The 6112-nt window shown below is 64.8% G+C and carries 4 protein-coding genes; 3 read left to right on the top strand and 1 reads right to left on the bottom strand.

Annotated elements, in window-relative coordinates; genetic code table 11:
* Nucleotides 1-30: 30 nt before the first annotated feature.
* From BZF61_RS11390 to BZF61_RS11400, 3 genes are all read left to right on the top strand, one after another.
* Complete coding sequence (locus BZF61_RS11390) at nucleotides 31-1509, top strand: NupC/NupG family nucleoside CNT transporter (protein ID WP_245804601.1); 1479 nt, start codon at nucleotides 31-33, stop codon at nucleotides 1507-1509.
* A 43-nt stretch (nucleotides 1510-1552) separates the two neighbouring features.
* Nucleotides 1553-2482, top strand: a complete 930-nt coding sequence (locus tag BZF61_RS11395; protein ID WP_086619350.1) for an isopenicillin N synthase family dioxygenase — start codon at nucleotides 1553-1555, stop codon at nucleotides 2480-2482.
* 252 nt (nucleotides 2483-2734) lie between these two features.
* Complete coding sequence (locus BZF61_RS11400) at nucleotides 2735-5701, top strand: TonB-dependent receptor (protein ID WP_086619351.1); 2967 nt, start codon at nucleotides 2735-2737, stop codon at nucleotides 5699-5701.
* 70 nt (nucleotides 5702-5771) lie between these two features.
* Here the strand turns inward: BZF61_RS11400 and BZF61_RS11405 are convergent.
* A partial coding sequence (locus BZF61_RS11405) for a transposase (protein WP_143736936.1) occupies nucleotides 5772-6112 on the bottom strand: 341 nt, incomplete at its 5' end.

Genomic DNA, 6112 nt, shown 5'->3' on the forward strand with positions numbered 1-6112 from the left:
CTTCCTCACAGTCGAAGGGCATCCGCTGCCGTGAACGAGAGTATCACGCCCATCCTGCTGAGCCTTGCAGGGGTCATCGCCATACTGGCCATCGCCTTCGCGCTGTCCTCCGCGAAGCGCCGGATCAATCTCAGGGTGGTCGGCTCGGCCTTTGCGCTGCAGGCCTTCACCGCGCTGGTGGTGCTGCGCACCGATATCGGCGTGGCGGTGATCGGCGGCCTGTCGGGCGGGGTGATCGCGCTGCTCGATTTCTCCAAGATCGGGATCACCGCGGTGTTCGGGCCGATGGAGAGCAATCCCTTCGCCAACACTTTCGTTATCGCCGCGCTGCCGGTGATCGTGTTCTTCGCCGCGATCGTCTCGATCCTCTATCACCTCGGCATCATGCAGCGGCTGGTGCGCTGGGTGGGCGGGGCGATCGGCTGGTTCACCGGCATCAGCAAGGTCGAGGCGCTGGGTGCAGCGGCCAACATCTTCGTCGGCCAGTCGGAAAGTCCGCTGGTGGTGCGGCCCTATCTCGCCGCGCTCCCGCCCGCGCGGCTGTTCACGCTGATGGCGGTGGGCATGGCCGGCGTGGCGGGAACGATTCTTGCCGCCTATGCCAGCTTCATCGGCGAACAGGCCGTGCCCTTCCTGCTGGCGGCGGCCTTCATGTCGGCGCCGGGCGGGATCCTGATGGCCAAGATCATCATGCCCGACGATGCCCCCTTGGCCGAAGGCCGCGATCTCGGCATCGCCACCGCCGCGGTGCAACGGGTGCGGGGCAAGGCCAATGCGCTGGCCGAAGCGACCCGGGTGGTGATGTATGACGAAAACGGGCAGGAGATCGAACTGCCACAGGCGCGCATCAGTGCGCTCGGCCCGGCCGCGCTCACCGAGACCGGCAAGGCCGAGGAAGTCACCGCGGCAGAAACCTTCGAGGCGGGCCAGCGCCCTGCCAACATCATCGAAGCCGCCGCGCAGGGCACCCAGACCGGGGTCAAGCTCGCGGTGGCGGTCGGGGCGATGGTGATGGTGTTCGTCGCGCTCGTCGCGCTGGCCAACGGGATGCTCGCCGGGATCGGCGGCGGGATCGTGAGCCTTGCCGACCAGATCGGCGCGCCGCTGCCGCCCGCGGCGGCGACCTGGCTGGCCGGGATCAGCTTCCAGAAGCTGCTCGGCTATGTGTTCGCGCCGGTCATGTTCCTGATCGGGATCGCCGACTGGGAGCAGGCGCAGATCGCCGGTGGGCTGTTCGGCACCAAGATCGTGCTCAACGAATTCGTCGCCTTCATCGATCTGGGCGCGATGACCGATGGCCAACTGACCGAGCGCAGCCGCGCGATCGTGACCTTCGCCCTTTGCGGCTTTGCGAATTTTTCCTCGATCGCGATCCAGATGGCGGTGACCGGCGGGCTTGCGCCCAACCAGCGTCCGGTGATCGCCAAGCTGGGTCTCAAGGCGCTTGCCGCCGGGAGCCTCGCCAACCTGATGAGCGCGGCGCTGGCGAGCCTGTTCCTGCCTCTCTAGAAGCGCTTGGCAGTCACGCGGGCACGGGTGTAAGGCCGCGCCCATGACTGACATTGCCTCCGTTTCGCTGGCCCAGCCGCTGGCGACCATCGCCGACGAGCTGGGTCGCAGCTTTGCCGAATACGGCTTTGCCGTGGTGCGCGATCACGGCATTCCGCAAGATCTGATCGACGAGGCGGAGGCTGTCTCCAAGGCCTTCTTCGCGCTGCCCGATGCGGTCAAGCGCCGCTACAGGATCGCAGGCGGCGGCGGCGCGCGCGGCTACACCCCCTTCGGCACCGAGAAAGCCAAGGATGCCGAGGTGTTCGATCTCAAGGAATTCTGGCACGTCGGCCGCGATCTGCCCGCCGGCCACCCGCTGGCCGCGTTCATGGCCCCCAACATCTGGCCCGAGGAGGTCGAGGGCTTCAAGGAAACCACCACCGCGCTGTTCGCCGCCTTCGAGCAGACCGGCGCGCGGGTGCTCGAAGCGATCGCGTTGCACCTCGGCCGGCCGCGCGATTTCTTTGCGGCCTCGGTCAAGGACGGCAATTCGGTGATGCGGCTGCTGCATTACCCGCCGCTCGCGGATGATGCCCCCGAAGGCGCGATCCGCGCTGCGGCGCATGGCGACATCAACACCATCACCCTGCTGCTGGGGGCCGAGGAAGCGGGGCTTGAGCTGCTGACCAAGCAGGGCGAGTGGCTGCCGATCCCGGCAACCAAGGGCGCGCTGGTGATCAATGTCGGCGACATGCTCGAACGCCAGACCAATGGCCGCCTGCGGTCCACCACGCATCGCGTCGTCAATCCGCGCGGCGAAGCGGCGAGGCGCTCGCGTTATTCCATGCCGTTTTTCCTGCATTTCCGGCCCGATTTCCTGATCGAGCCCTTGCCGGAATGCGTTTCAGCCGACGACGCGAATCCGCCGCCGCCGCCGATCACCGCGCACGATTTCCTGATGCAGCGCCTGCGCGAGATCAATCTCGCCTGATTCGACCCGCGTCGGGCCGTCGATTAGCCCGGCTGCACGACCGGTTTCGTTGCGCGGATGCAACACCTTGCTCAAGAACCGCCTTAAATCCGGCGGATTTTGTGTGCGTCAGGTCACGCCTGCCGAGGAAAGGCGCTATCGGCCCGCCCGGTTTCATCAATATGTCACACAACAGTCGCTTTTCCGCAGTCACGCGGGTCTAACCTAACCCGGCACATAGCTCTCTCTCCATCGTCTCCAGGGGCTAGTTCCATGAAGCTTAGGTATCTTCTTGCTGCAAGCGTCGTCAGCCTTGCCGCCACCACCACCTTCGTCGCCACCCCGGCCTTCGCGCAGGAAACCACTTCCTCGGTGCGCGGCGATGTCGTCGATCAGGATGGCAACCCGATCGCGGGCGCGACCGTCGTTGTCACCCACGTGCCTTCGGGCACGACCTCGACCCAGACGACCGATTCGGCGGGCGGCTTCAACGCCTCGGGCCTGCGCTTGGGCGGCCCGTTCACCGTCAGGGTGACCGCGGAAGGCTACGAAAGCGCCGAGCAGGAAATCGGCTTCCTGACTGCTGGCCAGGCCCAGCGTATGAGCGTCTCGCTGGCCGATATCGGCAAGACCATCGTCGTCTCCGGCGCGCGCACCCGCTCGGCGATCACGCTCGGCACCGGCGCGGCCACCGTGCTGACCGCCCGCGACATCGCCGGCGTCGCCAATATCAACCGCGACATCCGCAACCTTGCGGCGCGCGATCCGCTCGTCACCCTTGACGCAACCAATGGCGGGGCGATCAGCATTGCCGGGCAGAACAATCGCTTCAACCGCTTCACGGTTGACGGTGTCGCCTTTGGTGATCCCTTCGGTCTCGAATCCGGCGGCCTCGTCTCCTCGCGCGGCCCGGTGCCGATCGACGCGATCGGCGAATTCTCGGTCGAAACCGCGCCGGTCGATATCCAGCAGGGTTTCTTCCAGGGCGGTGCGATCAACACCCAGCTCAAGTCGGGCGGCAACAACTTCACCTTCCTCGGTGCGGCCTATTATCAGAACGACGATCTGCGCGGCGATCAGGCGCGTGAACTGCAGCGCATCGGCGCGTTCGATTCGCAGGTCTATGTCGCGCAGGTCACCGGCCCGATCATCAAGGACAAGCTGTTCTTCGCGGTCACCTATGAACGCACCCGCGACACCGTCCCGGCCGACATCGATCCGAGCCAGCTTGGCATCACCCAGGCGGACATCGATCTGGTCAGCACCATTGCCAAGAACACCTACAACTTCGACACGCTGGGCGTGGCCAAGGACATCGTCGAAAGCGACGACAAGCTGGTAACCAAGCTCGACTGGAACGTCGCTGACGGCCACCGCCTGTCCGCGACCTACATCTGGAACGAAAACACGGCGCTTGCCGGCCAGACCGGCGTCAATCAGATCAACGCGATCGGCAACGGCAACCCGACCTTCAATCTGCTGTCGAACAACTACACGCAGGGCGCGAAGAACCACTTCGGGATCATCCAGTCGAACAATCAGTGGACCGATTTCTTCTCGACCCAGCTGCGCGTGTCCTATGCCGATTACACCCGCCTGCAGGTGCCGGTGGGTGGCAACCGCGACTTCGGCCAGTTCCTCGTCTGCCTTGATCCCACCAATCCGACCACGGGCACGGGTGCCTCTCCGGCGGTCTGTTCGCCCGGTCAGGAGCGTATCCAGTTCGGTCCGGACATCAGCCGTCAGGCCAACGAGCTGGAAAGCCAGTCGCTGGCGATCGAATTCCAGGCGACCCTCAAGCTCAACAACCACACCGTTAAGCTGATCGCCGAGCGTCGTCGTCAGGATGTGCGCAACCTCTTCGCTCAGCGCGTGTCGGGTGCGTGGCTGTTCGACAGCCTCGCCGACTACCAGGCCCAGCGCGCCAACGAACTCGACATCGCGATCCCGCTGCGCGGCGGAATCGACACCGTGACCGCCGACTTCCAGAATAATAGCTGGACCTTCGGCATCATGGACACGATCGACGTGACCGACACCCTGACCGTGGTTGCCGGCATGCGTTACGACCTGTTCGACACGCCGGATCGCCCGTTCTTCAACCAGTTCTTCCTCGAGCGCTTCGGTTTCCCGAACACCGGGACTCTCAACGGCCGCGACCTGTTCCAGCCGCGCTTCGGCCTGAACTGGAAGCCGACCGATCGGCTGCAGATCCGCGGTTCGGCCGGTCTGTTCGGCGGCGGCAACCCGCTGGTGTGGATCTCGAACAACTATTCCAACCCCGGGCCGACGCTGCAGCGCGTCCGGATCCGCCGCAACGCCAACGGCACCTTCTCCTCGCCCGAGCAGGCGGTGCTGGGCCTGACCACGGCCCAGTTGCAGGCCATTGGCGCGGCCACGCTCAACAACGTCACCGGCGGCACCGGCGTGCCGCAGAGCCTGATCGACGCGGTGCGGCAGGCGGGCTTTGCCGGTTCCCCGACCAATGCGCTCGATCCGAACTTCAAGGTGCCCTCGCAGTGGCGCTTCTCGGGTTCGGTCGATTACGAGGCCAACCTGGGCCCTCTCGGTGACGGCTGGAACCTCGGCGCCGACGTGATTTACTCGAACGTCAAGAACGCGCTCGAGTGGACCGATCTGCGTTCGGTCGCGCAGACCGGCACTCTGCCGGATGGCCGTCCGCGCTACAACGTGCTGACTGGCTCTGCGGGTGAAAACACCGACATGCTGCTCACCAATACCAGCTTTGGTGAAAGCTGGAACCTGGTGGCGCGCTTCAGCAAGGTCTGGGACGCGGGCTTCTTCCTGAATGGTTCCTACACCTTCCAGGATGTGACCGATCAGAACCCCGGCACTTCCTCGGTGGCGTTCTCGAACTACACCAACACCGCCTTTACCGATCCGAACTTCGCGGCGCAGGGCACCGCAAATTATCAGCGGGATCACCAGTTCCGCCTGGTCGCAGGCTATGATGCCGAGCTGTTCGGTGACAACAACACCCGTGTCGAGCTGTTCTACAACGTCCGTTCGGGGCAGCGTTACAGCTACACCTTCAACGATCCGACCAATGGCCGTTCAGCGGTGTTCGGGGTCAATGGCCGCGGAAACCGCGGGCTGATCTACGTCCCCGATGTAAGCAGCATCACCGCCGACCCGCGTGTCACCTGGACACCTCGAAGAACCTGCTGTTTTCGGCCTGATGAGGGCGCGGATGGTCTGATCGCGGTCTTTTGTGCGTGAAGGCTGGCCTTTTCGGCCTGGTTTCCGCGGTTTTCGGGGCCTGAGTGCCGCTCAGCAGTCCGTTTTCGCGCTATGCAGGCGCACCTTGCCCCTCGAGCCAGGCGAGGCGCTGGAAGTTATAGGCAAGGTTGGCCATGCCGATCTTGATCCGGGCTCTGGCGATGCCGATGGTGCGGATGAACAGCCCCATGCGGTGCTTCTGACATGCGAACACGTGCTCGACCGCCGAGCGCACAGCGGAGCGCTTGGCATTGGCTCTGGCGATGTGTTTGGGCAGCGGCCGACGCGGCGTGCGCTTCTGGTGGATGTGGCTCTTGAACATGCCCCGCTCGAGGAACGCCTCGTTCTTCTTCGAGCGATAAGCGGTGTCCGCCCATACGCCCGAACCGGTATTCTGCTTGCTGATGAGGT

Source organism: Erythrobacter tepidarius (assembly GCF_002155695.1).
Lineage (GTDB): Bacteria > Pseudomonadota > Alphaproteobacteria > Sphingomonadales > Sphingomonadaceae > Erythrobacter > Erythrobacter tepidarius.

Bases quoted from the DNA above. Each gene is read 5' to 3' on its own strand.
- BZF61_RS11395 (WP_086619350.1), top strand. From the start codon at position 1,553: ATGACTGACATTGCCTCCGTTTCGCTGGCCCAGCCGCTGGCGACCATC.
- BZF61_RS11400 (WP_086619351.1), top strand. From the start codon at position 2,735: ATGAAGCTTAGGTATCTTCTTGCTGCAAGCGTCGTCAGCCTTGCCGCC.